The sequence below is a fragment of the Kribbella sp. NPDC002412 genome (genome assembly GCF_053592935.1).
Map to the genome: position 1 here is coordinate 62464 of NZ_JBSFBL010000027.1, position 12566 is coordinate 75029.

Sequence of the window (12566 nt, forward strand, 5' to 3'; positions counted from 1 at the left end):
ATGCTCGCGAGTGGGAGCCGTGTGATGGGGATTGTCGACGATCTCGAGAGGGCCCGGGCGGCGTTCGAGCGACGCGACTGGGCGGTGGCCTACGACCGGCTGTCGGCCGGCGGCGCGGACACCGCGCTGGGCCCGGACGACCTGTTGGCGCTCGGCACCGCGGCGTACCTGGTCGGCGACAACGACGCCTGCGTCCGGGCCTTGCAGCGCGGCTTCCGGCTGCAGGTCGACCGCGGTGAGATCCCGGGCGCGGTCCGGTTCGCCTTCTGGCTCTCGCTGGTGCTCAGCCTCCGGGGCGAGATGGCGGTCGCCGGCGGTTGGGCCGCCCGAGCCGAGCGGCTGCTGGCCGAGTACCCCGAGGACGTCGTGGAGCGGGGCTACCTGCGTCTGACCGCGTTCTTCCGGAGTCTGGGGCAGGGTGACTTCGCCGAGGCGGACCGCGCCGCCGCTGAGGTCACCGAGGCGGCGCGCAGGTTCGGGGAGCCGGACTTGCTCGCGCTGGGCCTGATCGCTCAGGGCCGGCTGCTGCTGTACACGGGCCGGGTGCCGGAGGGGCTTGCCCAGATGGACGAGGCGATGGTCGGCGTCGCCGCCGGAGAGGTGTCGCCGATCGTCTCCGGCAACGTGTACTGCGCGATGATCGAGGGCTGCCAGGAGGTGCTGGACTTCGACCGCGCGTCCGAGTGGACGACTGCGCTGACGCGGTGGTGCGACAGCCAGCCGGATCTCGTCCCGTACACCGGACAGTGCGCCGTACACCGTGGTCAGATCCTGCGGCTGCGCGGAGCCTTCGGGCCGGCGCTCGACGAGTTCGACCGGGCCTGCAAGCGCTATGCGGACACCGGGGCGCTCGGGGCCGCGGGTCTCGCGCTGAGCGAAGCCGGCGACGTGCTGCGGATCCGGGGCGACTACGCGGCGGCCGAGACTGCCTACGAGAAAGCCGCGAGCTACGGGTATGAGCCCCAGCCGGGTCGTGCGCTGTTGCTGCTCGCTCGCGGCCGAACGCCGGGAGCCGTCGCCACCGTACGGCGGTTGTTGTCCGAGGCCGGTGATCCGGTCCACCGAGCACGGCTGCTGCCGGCGGCGGTGGAGGTGTTCCTGGTGGGCGGGCATCTCGAGGAGGCGGTGGCGGTCGCAGCCGAGTTGAGTGATGTCGCAAGCCGCTTCGGATGTTCGGGGCTGCGCGCCATGGCGGCGTACTGCGAGAGCCTGGTGGCGCTCGCGGCCGACGAGTCCGAGCGGGCGTTGCCGCATGCCCGATCGGCGACACAGCTGTGGAGTGGCCTGCAGGCGCCGTACGACGTCGCGCGGTCGAAGGTGCTGGTCGGACGGGCGTTCCGGCTGCTCGGCGACGAGGACTCGGCGTCGGCCGAGCTGGTTGCGGCGATGCGGTCGTTCGAGGAGCTCGGCACCGCGCCGGCCCGGCAGGAGGTCGAGAAGCTGCTGCACCGCGAGACGGCCGGCGGGCTGACCGGACGCGAGCTCGAGGTGCTCCGCCTGGTTGCTTCGGGCAACAGCAATACCGAGATCGCGCAGCGCCTGGTGCTGAGCGACAAGACGGTCGCCCGGCACCTGACCAACATCTTCACCAAGCTCGAGGTGCCGTCGCGGACCGCGGCGGCCGCGTACGCGCGCGACCACGACCTGCTCTGAAACGCTCTCCGGAGGGAATCGATTCACTCTCACGGGTGAGGTTTACGCGCGGCCCGCGGTGGATGCTCGGCTGAGTGAACACGACTGAGCGCCCCGTCCCCCGGTGGGCCTACCGGCTCGCCCACGCGATCCCGCTGATGACGCTGCCGTCCGGCGTGTGGCGGCTGGGGCTGGTCGCCGGGTCGTCGATGGGCGTCCTCGACGACGCCGGCCATCCGATGTACGTGGTCGACACCGCCGAGAAGGTCTACATCGTCTTCCTGTCGATCTTCTCCGAGGCGGTCGCCCTGATCGCCTTCGGCCTGGTCAAGCCGTGGGGTGAGGTCGCGCCGCGCCGGATCCCGTGGATCGGCGGCCGCCGGGTGAACCCGTGGGCCGCCATCGTCCCGGCGGTCCTGGGTTCGCTGGCCCTGATCGCGATCTGGACGTACGGCTTCCGCGACGTCTTCAGCGACGAGTTCATCCCGTTCGCCACCCCGGCCTGGGCCACGCTGATGATCGCCTGCTACGCCCCGCTCCAGCTCTGGGGCCCGTCCCTCCTCGTCCTCACCTGGGCGTACTACCGCCGCCGGGTCAGCGCGCCCGTGGCCGTGGTTTCAGCACGGTAGCCGGCAACGCCGGGGCCGGCAGCGCAGCGCCGTCGTACCCGGGCACCATCGGGAAGCGGTCGGTGCCGCCGGCGGCGATCGCCTCCTGCCAGGCGTCGCGGGCGGCGACGATCTCGTCGTGGGTGCGGCCGATGAAGTTCCACCACATCACCAGCTGCTCCTCGAACGGCTCGCCGCCGAGCAGCAGGAACCGGACACCGTTGTCGGAGGCAACCAGGTCGACGGATTCCCGCTCGGAGCCGAGGTAGGCCATCTCCCCGAACGACGGCGTCAGCTCCCCGACCGTGAGCGATCCGTCGACGACCAGTACGGCGTACTCGTTCGACGGCGTCAGCGGGAGCGTCAAGGTGCGCCCCGGGTCGATGGTGATGTCTGCGCCGACGAGCGGGGTGTACGCCGGCGCCGGTGAGGTCACCCCGGCCACGGTGCCGACCATCACGGTGGCGCGGGCGCCGTCGAAGTCGATCGACGGCAGGTCGGCGTACGCGTTGAAGGCGGGCGGGGTCGTCGTACGAACGGAGTCCGGCAGCGCGACCCACAGTTGCGCGCCGTGCAGCATCGGCGGAGCGTCCGGGGTGGAGACCTCGGAGTGGGCGATGCCGTTGCCGGCGGTCATGATGTTGAGCTCGCCTGGGCGGACCATCGCGTGCGACCCGACGCTGTCGCGGTGCTCGATCTCGCCCTCGAACAGCCAGCTCACCGTCTGCAGGCTGGTGTGCGGGTGCGGCGGGACCTGCATCCCGCGGTCCCCCGGCACGTCGTACGAGTCGACGCGCTGGCTGATGTCGTCCGGACCGTAGTGGTCGACGAAGCACCACGCGCCGACCATCCGGCGGTTCTTGTTCGGCAGCAACCGCCGCACCTTCGTCGTCCGGCCGAGGATCACCTCACGCGGCTCGAGGAACTCCAGCACGGGTCCACCGTCGCCACAGACACTCACGATCTCCGCCGGGTCCTTCTCCAGATCGCTCATGGAGAAAATCTAGTCCCGTGCACCAGAGTCAGAAACAACTACCTACGGGTCCGGCACAGCCGCACTACCCGGGTGGAAAGTCGTCGTCAGCCGTCCGTCCGCGGCGATCTGGTGCAGGGCAAGGCCGGGCGGGACGTCGCCGAGGGTGCGGGGGCGCCGGTCCGGGTCGATCGCGAGCGTGGACGCGATGCCCGGGGCGCGCCGAGCACGGGGATGCCGTCGAGGGAGGACGCGACCGCGGTGTGCACGTGTCCGCAGAGGATCGCGACCACGGGCGGCACGCGACGGGTGAGCTCGACCAGTGCGTCCGGGTTGGTCAGCGGCATCGTGTCGGCGTACGCGTGCCCGATCGGCACCGGCGGCTGATGGAACGCGAGCACGACTCGCTCCGCGCCCGCGGCGGCGGCCACGACAAGGTCAGCGGTCTCGGGGCGGAGGAAGCCGTGGTCCTCGCCAGGGACGATGACGTCGAGCCCGATCACCCGCACCGGCCCCACGTCGAGGACCGGGCACTCGTCCTGCCCGAGCACCTTGCGCAGCGTCTCCGGATCGTCGTGGTTCCCCGGTACGGCGAGCCACGGCGGCTGCCCGGTCATCGCGGCGGCGAAGACGTCGTACTCCTCCGGCAGGCCGTGATCGGCGATATCGCCGGTCACGACGACCGCATCCGGCCGGCGCGATGCGGGAAGGTCCAGGACCTGCCGCAGCCGCTCGCTCGATCCGGGGTCCGCGGTCAGATGGGGGTCGCTGAGGTGAAGAACTGTGAGAGTCATGACCGGGAGGCTAATGCATAACCAAGATTATCCGTTAGGGTATGTCCATGATCCTGGACAGCGGCGCCGACGGCGAACTCGCCCTGGCGTTCGTCAGCACGATCCGGCACGACGGCGACGGCGGCGTGGCGGACGACCTCGAGACCGACGAGCAACTCGCGGCCTGGATCGCGGAACGCTGGCCGAGGGCGCGCGTCGATGCGACGCGGGTGAGAGAGCTTCGCCGGGCGGCCCGCGCAGCTTTCGCCGCGACCGTGTCCCCTGCTCCGCCGAGCCGCGCGGACGCCGCGAACCTGATGACCGCATCCAAGGCCGGCGGGCTGCTGACGGAGGCGATCGCCGGTCTGCAGCTGTCCAGCGAGGTCGACCTGACCAGCGGCTCACTAGAGGTACGCCGTACCACCACAAGCCGAGGTGACGCGCTCGTCCTCGGCTGTCTCGCGCTCGCGGTGACCGACTTCCTCACCGGTCCGCTGGGCAGGCGCCTCCGCAGTTGCCAGGCTCCCCGCTGCGTCCGCTACTTCGTCCAGAGCCACGGTAAGCAGCAGTGGTGCAAGCAGTCCTGCGGCAACCGTGCTCGAGTCGCGCGCCACGCAGCGCGCCACCGCTAGTTGACCCAGCCGCGCAGCTTCTCCTGGTCCCAGGTGTTGATGACGCGGTCGGGGGTGACGCCGCAGTCCTCGGCGCGCTCGCAGCCGTAGACCTGCCAGTCGAGCTGGCCCGGCGCGTGGGCGTCGGTGTCGATCGAGAAGACGCAGTCCATCTCGACCGCGAGGGACAGCAGTCGCTTGGGCGGGTCCAACCGCTCCGGGCGGGAGTTGATCTCCACCGCCGTACCGAATTGGCGGCAGGCCTCGAACACCACCTCGGCGTCGAACTCGGACTCGGGTCGCGTCCCCCGGCCACCAGTGATCAGCCGGCCGGTGCAGTGGCCGAGGATGTCGACGTGCCGGTTCGCGATCGCCCGGACCATCCGCTCGGTCATCGGCCCGGCGGCCATCCGCAGCTTCGAGTGCACGCTGGCGACCACGAGGTCGAGCCGGGCCAGGATCTCGCTGTCGCAGTCGAGCGAGCCGTCCTCCAGGATGTCGACCTCGATGCCGTTCAGGATCGTGAACCCGTTGAGCTCGTCGGCCAGCCTCTTGTTCAGCTCGGCGACCACCTCGAGCTGCTGCAGCCGGCGTTCGCGAGACAGTCCGTTGGCGACCTGGAGCCGCGCCGAGTGGTCGGTCAGGGCGATGTACTTGTGCCCCAGGCGGTACGCCGTACGCGCCATCTCCTCGATCGGGCTGCCGCCGTCGGACCACTCCGAGTGCAGGTGCAGGTCGGCCTGCAGCGCCTCGCGCATCCGCTTGCCGGCCGCGGTCAGCTCACCGGCCGCCTCCTCCAGCTTGACCAGGTACGCCGGAGTGCTGCCGTCCATCGCCTCGACGATGACGGCCTCGGTCTTCGGCCCGATCCCGGGCAGCTCGGTCAGCGTCCCGGCCCGGCGCCGGGCCCGCACCTCGGTCGCCGGCAGCGCCGCGATCGTGTCGGCCGCCCGCCGGTACGCCTTCACTCGGTGGGTCGGCTGCCGGTCACGCTCGAGGTAGTACCCGATCGCCCGCAGCGCCGCGATCGCATCCGCCACGCCTGCCTTGTCCGTCATCTGCCCATCATGTCAGCGCGGACCCCCAGGCCATCGCAATCGCGCGGCCGGCGATCGGCCACGCCGGGATCGGCGGATGTGGCGCCGTTGTGATGGCCTGGCGGTCCGCCACTACAGTCGAGGGGTGGCGAAGAAGGGGCATCTCGCGCGAGCCGAGCGGCTGCAGGGCGCGACCGGTGCGCTGGCCACCGCCGCGATGGCCGCGATGGACGAGCAGCTGCCCTGGTTCCGCAAGCTGTCCGCGCAGGACCGGTCCTGGATCGGCCTGGTCGCCCAGTCCGGTATCACCGCGTTCGTCGACTGGTTCCGCGATCCCGAGGCGCACTCGTCGATGCCGACCCGGATGTTCGGCTCGGCGCCGCGGGAGTTCACCCGGGTGATCTCGCTGCACCAGACCGTCGAGCTGCTGCGCACCACGATCGAGATGATCGAGAACACCATCGGCGACCTGCTCCCGGCCGAGGACGTGCCGGTGGTCCGCGAGGCGATGCAGCGCTACGCCCGCGAGGTCGCGTTCGCCGCCGCCACCGTCTACGCCCAGGCCGCGGAGATGCGCGGCGCCTGGGACGCCCGGCTCGAAGCGCTCGTCGTCGACTCGGTGATCCGCGGCGAGGCCGACGAGTCGGTCCGCTCCCGCGCGTCCGCCCTCGGCTGGACCGGAGCCGGTACGACGGGATCCTCCGAGGTGGCCGTGGTCGTCGGCCGGGCGCCGGAGTCGGAGCCGGGCAGCGCCAACGTCGCCGACCTGGTCCGGCACGCGGCGCGGGAGGCCGGCGCTGACGCTCTGTGCGCGATGCAGGGCGACCGCCTGGTGGTGGTACTCGGTGGTACGAGTAAACCTGTCGAGATCGTACAAAACCTGGCCCAATGGTTTGGACCGGGCCCGATCGTCGTCGGACCGGTGGTGAAAGACCTGATGGCGGCCGTGACGTCCGCCCGGGCGGCCGTAGCCGGTCTCCGCGCGGCGCCGGCCTGGCCGGCAGCCCCGCGACCTGTGCAGGCCGACGAGCTACTCCCGGAGCGGTCACTCTCCGGAGACGGCCACGCCCGCCGGCAACTAGCTTCCGACGTCTACGGCCCGCTCACAATAGGCGGTGGGGTGCTGCTCGACACAGTGTCGGCGTACCTGGACTCTGGTGGATCGATCGAGGCGACCGCTCGCGTGCTGTTCATCCACCCGAATACTGTCCGGTACCGCCTGAAGCGTGTGGGCGAGATCACGGGCTACTCGCCGCTCAATCCCCGCGACGCTTTCACGTTGCGTGTCGCACTGGCCTTGGGCCGCCTGCTCAACCCGGAGCCCGGAAGCACCGTTTTGTAGGATACCTACAAAGACGGGCCGGTAGAATTCGTGCTGCATTCCGGCCCACGGACGGCCCGGCTCAGGGAGAGTTGTCACGTGCTCGTCATCGTCGCGCCCGGTCAGGGTGCCCAGACCCCAGGTTTCCTCGAGCCGTGGCTGGCGGATCCCGCGTTCGAGAGCCGGCTGAACTGGCTCTCCGCGGTGGCCGGCCTCGACCTCGCCCACTACGGCACCAAGGCCGACGCGGACACCATCCGGGACACCGCGGTCGCGCAGCCGCTGCTGGTCGCCTCCAGCATGCTGGCCGCCCTGGCGGTCTTCCCGCACCCGTCCGACGCGTTCACCAAGGTGGGCGCCGTCGCCGGGCACAGCGTCGGTGAGATCGCGGCCGCGGCCGGCACCGGCGTGCTCAGCGCCGAGCAGGCGATGGTGCTGGTCCGCGAGCGCGGCAAGGCGATGGCCGCCGCGTCGGCGCTGACCGCCACCTCGATGACCGCCGTCCTCGGCGGCGACCGGGACGAGATCCTGGCCAAGCTGGCCGAGCACGGCCTGACCCCCGCGAACGACAACGGCCCCGGCCAGATCGTCGCCGCCGGCACGGTCGAGGAGCTGGCCGCGTTCGCCGAGGACCCGCCGGCCAAGGCCCGGCTGATCCCGCTGTCGGTGGCCGGCGCGTTCCACACCAAGCACATGGAGCCGGCCGTCCAGACGCTGGCGAAGTACGCGACCGCGATCAGCACCCACGACCCGCGGACCCGGCTGATCTCGAACCGCGACGGCCAGGTCGTGCACGACGGCCGCGAGGCGCTGAACCGGCTCGTCACCCAGGTCAACTCGCCGGTCCGCTGGGACCTGTGCATGCAGACGATGGCCGACCTGCAGGTGACCGGCATCCTGGAGTTGCCGCCGGCCGGCACGCTGACCGGGATCGCGAAGCGCGCGCTCAAGGGCGTGGAAACCTTCGCGCTCAAGACTCCGGACCAGCTGGACGACGCCCGCGCGTTCGTCGACAAGCACGGCAGCCCGTCCGAGATCGACGCCTCGCCGACCTGGCGGCTGCTGGTCGCGCCGATGAAGGGCACCTTCACCCGCGCCGGGCAGACCCCGCGCGAGGCCGGTGACTCGGTCGAGGCCGGCGAGGTGGTCGCGAAGGTACAGAGCCTGCGCGACGAGCTCGACGTCCAGGCGCCGCACGGCGGCATCGTCGTCGAGTGGCTGGTCGAGGAAGGCGACCCGGTCTCCCCCGGGCAGCCGCTGGTCCGCCTGCACCCCAACGGAGGCAACTGATGAGTGCCACGATCACCCCCTCGACGGGTACGACGTACGCCGCCGTCCTCGGGATCGGGTCGTACCGGCCGCGCCGGGTCGTGCCGAACTCGGAGATCCTGGAGCACATCGACTCCAGTGACGAGTGGATCCAGACCCGCTCCGGGATCAAGGAGCGGCGCTGGGCCAGCGCCGACGAGACCGTCCTGATGATGTCGGTGAACGCCGCCAAGGACGCGCTGAAGGAGTCCGGGATCGACCCGGCCCAGATCGGCTGCGTCATCGTCTCCACCGTCACGCACCTGTACCAGACCCCGGCGATCGCGACCCGGGTCGCCGTCGAGGTCGGTGCGCCGACCGCGGCCGCGTTCGACGTCTCCGCCGCCTGCGCGGGCTTCTGCTACGGCATCGCGCTGGGCAACGACATGGTTCGGGGCGGCTCCGCGAAGTACGTGCTGGCGATCGGCGTCGAGCGGCTCAGCGACCTCACCGACCGGACCGACCGCGGGACGGCGTTCATCTTCGCCGACGGCGCCGGCGCCGCGGTGGTCGGACCGGCCGACGAGCCGGGGATCGGCCCGGTCGTGTGGGGTTCCGACGGGACCCAGCACGAGGTGATCAGCCAGAAGGAGTCCTGGCAGGAGGCGGTCGGCAGCTCCAACTGGCCGCACCTGGAGATGGACGGCAACCCGGTGTTCCGGTGGGCGTCGTTCGAGATGGCGAAGACCGCGCAGCAGGCGCTCGACGTGGCGGGCGTGAAGGCCGAGGACCTCGACCTGTTCGTGCCGCACCAGGCCAACATGCGGATCACCGACGCGATGCGGCGGACGCTGAAACTGCCCGAGCAGGTCAAGGTGGCGCGCGACATCGAGCGGCAGGGCAACACCTCGGCCGCGTCGATCCCGCTCGCGATCACCGCGATGCGCGAGGCCGGCGAGGCCAAGAGCGGCGATCTCGCCCTCATCATCGGCTTCGGCGCCGGGTTGGTGTACGCCGCCCAGGTCATCCGGCTGCCGTAGTACTCCCCCATAGTTGTCCGGGCCGGCTCAGGTGGCCGGCCCGGCTGTAGCAAGCCAGAGAAACTCCGAAAGGGAAACCAAGAACATGGCCAGCACCGAAGAGATCCGTTCCAGCCTCGCCGAGATCGTGAACGAGATCGCCGGCATCCCGGTCGAGGACGTCCAGCTGGACAAGTCCTTCACCGACGACCTCGACGTCGACTCGCTCTCCATGGTGGAGGTCGTGGTGGCCGCCGAGGAGAAGTTCGACGTGAAGATCCCCGACGACGAGGTGAAGAACCTGAAGACCGTCGGCGACGCGGTCGCGTTCATCGAGCGCGCCCAGAACGGCTGACAGACCCCGCTTTGCGCTGGCCGATGCTCGCCGGGCCTGGTCCGGCGAGCACCAGCAACACCCCTCGTTGACCGGATCCCCGAACTCTGAAGGATGAGGTAACCATGTCGAAGACCCGAGTCGTCATCACCGGGCTCGGAGCCACGACCCCGCTCGGGGGTGACGTCTCCAGCACCTGGGAAGGGTTGCTGGCCGGGCGCTCCGGCGCGCGGCGGCTGACCGACGAGTGGGTGCAGAACCTGGCGGTCCAGATCGCGGCCCCGGCCGCGGTCGAGCCGACCGAGGTGATCGAGCGGGTCAAGGCCCGGCGGCTCGACCGCAACGCGCAGCTGGCCGTCGTGGCCGCTCGTGAGGCCTGGGCCGACGCCGGCCTGGAGGACTCCGGGCTGGACAAGGAGCGCCTGGGTGTCGCCTGCGCCTCCGGTATCGGCGGCCTGCACACCACGCTGGCCAACTACGACGCGCTGAAGTCCAACCCGCGCCGGGTGTCGCCGCTGGCGATCCCGATGCTGATGCCGAACTCGTCCGCCGCGTACGTGAGCCTGGAGTTCGGCGCCAAGGCCGGCGTGCACACCCCGGTCTCGGCCTGTGCCTCCGGCAACGAGGCGATCGCGCTCGGCCTCGACCAGATCCGGCTCGGCCGCGCGGACGTCGTACTGGCCGGTGGGACCGAGGGCGCGATCATGGCGCTGCCGCTGGCGGCGTTCGGCATGATGCAGGCGCTGAGCAAGCGCAACGACGACCCGGAGAAGGCGTCGCGGCCGTGGGACGTGGACCGGGACGGCTTCCTGCTGGGTGAGGGCGCCGGAATCCTGGTGCTGGAGTCGTACGAGCACGCCAAGGCGCGTGGCGCGAAGATCTACGCGGAGCTGGCCGGTGCCGGCATTTCCGCCGACGGTCACGACATCGCGCAGCCCGACCCGACCGGGTCCGGAGCGCGGCGGGCGATGGAGCGGGCGCTGGCCGAGGGCGACCTGACCCCGGCCGACATCTTCCACATCAACGCGCACGCCACCTCGACCCCGCAGGGCGACATCGCGGAGTCGCTGGCGATCCGGCAGGCGCTCGGCAAGGAGGCCGACCACGCGGTCGCCACCGCGCCGAAGTCGATGATCGGGCACCTGCTCGGCGCGGCCGGCGCGGTCGAGTCGATCGCGACCGTGCTCGCGCTGCACCACCGGGTGTCGCCGCCGACCATCAACGTGGACAAGCTCGACGACCAGATCGAGCTGGACGTCGCGACGGAGCAGCGCAAGCTGGCCGACGGGGACATCGCGGCACTGAACAACTCCTTCGGCTTCGGCGGCCACAACGCCGCCATCGCCTTCAAAACGGTGTAATTCCAACACCCGGAGGCTCCATGACTCTCTTGATGCCACGCCTCCGGCGCGGCGGGTCATGGGGCTGTGACTCCCGGCCTTCCCTCGTCGCTCCGCTCCTCAGTCCAGGCCGGGAGGCCCCATGACCAGCGCTGCCCCGCCCAAACCCGCCAAACTCCCCCGCGAGGACGACCCGCGGAACCCGGTCGCCCGGCTGACTGAACTGCTCGATGAGGGCGGTCTGGAGTTGATCACGCCGGACAACCTGTGCGGGATGCTCGCGGCGCGCGGGACCATCGAGGGCGCGGCGGTCATCGCCTTCTGCTCGGACGCCACCGTGATGGGTGGCGCGATGGGCGACGAGGGCTGCGAGGTCGTGGTCCAGGCCTACGAGGTGGCCCGCCGCGAGGAGTTGCCGATCATCGGGCTCTGGCACTCCGGCGGCGCCCGCCTGGCCGAAGGTGTGCTGAGCCTGCACGCGGTCGGCAAGATCTTCTACACGATGACGCAGGCCTCGGGGAAGATCCCGCAGATCTCCGTCGTCCTCGGCCCGGCCGCAGGTGGCGCGGCGTACGGTCCGGCGCTGACCGACATCGTCGTCCTCGGCCCGGAGGGACGGATCTTCGTCACCGGTCCGGACGTGGTTCGGTCCGTGACCGGTGAGGACGTCGACATGCTGCGCCTCGGCGGCCCCGAGCCGCACGGACGGCGCTCCGGGGTCGTCCACATCACCACCGACTCCGAGGCGGCCGCCCTGCACGAGGCCCGCCGGCTCGCGGACCTGCTCGCGAACCAGGGGTCGGTCGCGACCGACGTACCGGACACCGATCTGTCCGGTTTCCTGCCGGAGTCGGCCAAGCGTGCGTACGACGTCCATCCGCTGGTCGGAGGGGTGCTCGACGAGGACACCTCCGTCGAACTGCACCGGCGGTGGGCGCCGAACATCGTCACCACGCTCGGCCGGCTCGGCGGGCGGACCGTCGGTGTGATCGCGAACAACCCGCTCCGGCTGGGTGGTTGCCTCGACGCTCTATCCGCTGAGAAGGCATCGCGGTTCGTGCGGATGTGCGACGCCTTCGGGGTCCCGATCGTGGTGCTGGTCGACGTACCCGGGTACCTGCCCGGTGTCGGTCAGGAGTGGGACGGCGTCGTACGGCGAGGCGCGAAGCTGCTGCACGCGTTCGCGGAGAGCGTCGTGCCGCGGGTGACGCTGGTGACCCGGAAGACGTACGGCGGCGCCTACATCGCGATGAACGCCCGGTCGCTCGGCGCGACCCGGGTGTTCGCGTGGCCGCGGGCCGAGGTCGCGGTGATGGGCGCGGTCGCGGCGATCCGGGTGCTGCACCGGCGCAAGCTCGCCGAGGTCGAACCCGAGCTCCGGCCCCAGGTCGAGGCCGAGCTGGCCGCCGAGCACGAGAAAATTGCCGGTGGCATCGAACGCGCCCGCGAGATCGGCGTCGTCGACGAGGTCGTCGACCCCGCCAAGACCCGCTCCGCGCTGGCCGCCGCCATCCTCGACGCCGAGGCAGCCGGCCGGGTCCGCGGCCGGCACGGCAACATCCCGCTCTGACGTGTCCGGTGGCCGGATCCGGGCCGCGACACGACAGTGATGTGGTTGACACGGCGAGGTTACTGGTGTTGGTGGGGGCCGTGGTGCAAGATGTACGAGT

Annotated in this window: 12 protein-coding genes; 9 read left to right on the forward strand and 3 right to left on the reverse strand. The window is 71.0% G+C overall.

The features are described 5' to 3' along the window. Positions 1-24 precede the first annotated feature (24 nt). A complete protein-coding gene (locus ACWCOV_RS22140) occupies positions 25-1653 on the forward strand; it encodes a LuxR C-terminal-related transcriptional regulator (RefSeq protein WP_449831177.1) in 1629 nt (542 codons plus the stop codon). 74 nt (positions 1654-1727) lie between these two features. Beyond that, positions 1728-2261, forward strand: coding sequence for a hypothetical protein (locus ACWCOV_RS22145; RefSeq protein WP_449831178.1), 534 nt, complete (start codon positions 1728-1730; stop codon positions 2259-2261). On the opposite strand, the gene ACWCOV_RS22150 is transcribed toward ACWCOV_RS22145, so the two are convergent. Then, the gene (locus ACWCOV_RS22150; protein ID WP_449831179.1) at positions 2227-3234 is read right to left on the reverse strand and encodes a pirin family protein; all 1008 of its coding nucleotides are present in this window, start codon (positions 3232-3234) and stop codon (positions 2227-2229) included. The two genes, ACWCOV_RS22145 and ACWCOV_RS22150, sit on opposite strands and share 35 nt — an antisense overlap. An 86-nt stretch (positions 3235-3320) precedes the next feature. Continuing rightward, positions 3321-4007 (reverse strand): metallophosphoesterase family protein, encoded by a 687-nt coding sequence (locus tag ACWCOV_RS22155; protein ID WP_449831180.1) that lies wholly within the window; start codon positions 4005-4007, stop codon positions 3321-3323. Between the two features lie 47 nt (positions 4008-4054). On the opposite strand from ACWCOV_RS22155, the gene ACWCOV_RS22160 reads away from it, so the two are divergent. Continuing rightward, a complete protein-coding gene (locus tag ACWCOV_RS22160; RefSeq protein ID WP_449831181.1) occupies positions 4055-4618 on the forward strand; it encodes an ABATE domain-containing protein in 564 nt (187 codons plus the stop codon). Here ACWCOV_RS22160 and ACWCOV_RS22165 read toward each other — a convergent pair. Next, complete coding sequence (locus ACWCOV_RS22165; RefSeq protein WP_449831182.1) at positions 4615-5655, reverse strand: PHP domain-containing protein; 1041 nt, start codon at positions 5653-5655, stop codon at positions 4615-4617. The genes ACWCOV_RS22160 and ACWCOV_RS22165 overlap by 4 nt on opposite strands. Before the next feature lie 124 nt (positions 5656-5779). Between ACWCOV_RS22165 and ACWCOV_RS22170 the strand changes: the two genes are divergently transcribed. The 6 genes from ACWCOV_RS22170 to ACWCOV_RS22195 all read left to right on the forward strand — a co-directional run bounded on the left by ACWCOV_RS22170 (position 5780) and on the right by ACWCOV_RS22195 (position 12466). Further along, positions 5780-6976, forward strand: a complete 1197-nt coding sequence (locus ACWCOV_RS22170; RefSeq protein WP_449831183.1) for a PucR family transcriptional regulator — start codon at positions 5780-5782, stop codon at positions 6974-6976. A gap of 78 nt (positions 6977-7054) precedes the next feature. Beyond that, the gene (locus ACWCOV_RS22175; protein WP_449831184.1) at positions 7055-8245 is read left to right on the forward strand and encodes an acyltransferase domain-containing protein; all 1191 of its coding nucleotides are present in this window, start codon (positions 7055-7057) and stop codon (positions 8243-8245) included. Then, complete coding sequence (locus ACWCOV_RS22180; protein ID WP_449831185.1) at positions 8245-9243, forward strand: beta-ketoacyl-ACP synthase III; 999 nt, start codon at positions 8245-8247, stop codon at positions 9241-9243. Before ACWCOV_RS22175 ends, ACWCOV_RS22180 begins: the two co-directional genes overlap by 1 nt. Before the next feature lie 85 nt (positions 9244-9328). Continuing rightward, complete coding sequence (locus ACWCOV_RS22185; protein WP_130380551.1) at positions 9329-9577, forward strand: acyl carrier protein; 249 nt, start codon at positions 9329-9331, stop codon at positions 9575-9577. 104 nt (positions 9578-9681) lie between these two features. After that, on the forward strand, positions 9682-10917 hold the full coding sequence (gene fabF, locus ACWCOV_RS22190) for a beta-ketoacyl-ACP synthase II (protein WP_449831186.1): 1236 nt from the start codon (positions 9682-9684) through the stop codon (positions 10915-10917). Positions 10918-11038: 121 nt separating this feature from the next. Beyond that, on the forward strand, positions 11039-12466 hold the full coding sequence (locus ACWCOV_RS22195; RefSeq protein ID WP_449831187.1) for an acyl-CoA carboxylase subunit beta: 1428 nt from the start codon (positions 11039-11041) through the stop codon (positions 12464-12466). The last annotated feature ends 100 nt before the right edge of the window (positions 12467-12566 follow it).

What these genes read in the sequence shown, in the direction of transcription:
- ACWCOV_RS22160 (WP_449831181.1), top strand. Translation starts at nt 4,055, where the DNA reads ATGATCCTGGACAGCGGCGCCGACGGCGAACTCGCCCTGGCGTTCGTC.
- ACWCOV_RS22155 (WP_449831180.1), bottom strand. Translation starts at nt 4,007, where the DNA reads ATGACTCTCACAGTTCTTCACCTCAGCGACCCCCATCTGACCGCGGAC.
- fabF (WP_449831186.1), top strand. Translation starts at nt 9,682, where the DNA reads ATGTCGAAGACCCGAGTCGTCATCACCGGGCTCGGAGCCACGACCCCG.
- ACWCOV_RS22150 (WP_449831179.1), bottom strand. Translation starts at nt 3,234, where the DNA reads ATGAGCGATCTGGAGAAGGACCCGGCGGAGATCGTGAGTGTCTGTGGC.
- ACWCOV_RS22165 (WP_449831182.1), bottom strand. Translation starts at nt 5,655, where the DNA reads ATGACGGACAAGGCAGGCGTGGCGGATGCGATCGCGGCGCTGCGGGCG.
- ACWCOV_RS22140 (WP_449831177.1), top strand. Translation starts at nt 25, where the DNA reads ATGGGGATTGTCGACGATCTCGAGAGGGCCCGGGCGGCGTTCGAGCGA.
- ACWCOV_RS22195 (WP_449831187.1), top strand. Translation starts at nt 11,039, where the DNA reads ATGACCAGCGCTGCCCCGCCCAAACCCGCCAAACTCCCCCGCGAGGAC.
- ACWCOV_RS22180 (WP_449831185.1), top strand. Translation starts at nt 8,245, where the DNA reads ATGAGTGCCACGATCACCCCCTCGACGGGTACGACGTACGCCGCCGTC.
- ACWCOV_RS22185 (WP_130380551.1), top strand. Translation starts at nt 9,329, where the DNA reads ATGGCCAGCACCGAAGAGATCCGTTCCAGCCTCGCCGAGATCGTGAAC.